We start from the raw sequence: 817 nt of genomic DNA on the forward strand, positions 1-817 counted from the left end.
AGATGCAGAATCGCCAAAAGGATTTCTCTATCCCGAGAGCCCATACTCCAGCCAGTCCGTACAATGACTACGAAGGACGCAAAGGGGACAGCTAACTGTGGGAAGAGTGGGACAACCAGAGTCAGGCAGCGGGTCCAGCCAGCAGTCCTGCATATGTGAACTGAACCTAGGGCATCCTAGGGAAACTAACTGTACAGAGAGGCTTGCAACCTGCCCAGTACACTGCTGTCTTGCCCGGGGGTTGCTAAGCCTCACAGACTGTCTTCGCAGCGCTTGCTCCGGGGTTTCATTTGCCCCATTCCAAGGATACTTCTGGGAGGAGGAGTCTTGGCAATTCAGGGTGAGGCTCTTACCTCTCCCAGGAGTATGCGCAAACCACTCACTGTTTGGTCATCCTTGGAAGCCAATTCATCTAACCCAGGATGGGCTCTAAAATAATCCAATACAGCACCTTCGATGGCTTTTATACAAAAGTTCAATGTGCATTTCACTCAAAATAATACATGCTCATGGCTGCTGAAACTTCTTAAATGCTAGTTTCTGCTGTCCTTATTGTTTTCTGATTTATTTTATTTGAATTATGTATATTCCTGAGAGGCTGTGCTGGCGTTTGCGCAGTGAGTGCAGGTGCCCGTGGAGTCCAGAAGAGGGCGCCTGATCTCCTGGAACTGGAGTTACAGGTAGTTGGAAGCTGCCTGGCATGGATCCAGGGAACAGAATTTGGGTCTTCTGCAAGAACGGTGCATGATCTTAACTCTGGTGCCGCCATCCTTCTAGCCCTTGCCTTTATTACTTTTGTGGCTACTTCGAATCGTCC

General features: G+C 49.3%; 1 protein-coding gene. It reads right to left on the bottom strand.

Annotated features, from left to right (window positions below):
* Positions 1-526: 526 nt before the first annotated feature.
* The coding region (locus tag R7E38_RS22850) for a hypothetical protein (protein ID WP_318082135.1) at positions 527-817 on the bottom strand (291 nt) is incomplete at its 5' end.

Origin of the sequence: Vibrio sp. Vb2131, assembly GCF_033338535.1 — a bacterium.
Lineage (GTDB): Bacteria > Pseudomonadota > Gammaproteobacteria > Enterobacterales > Vibrionaceae > Vibrio > Vibrio alginolyticus.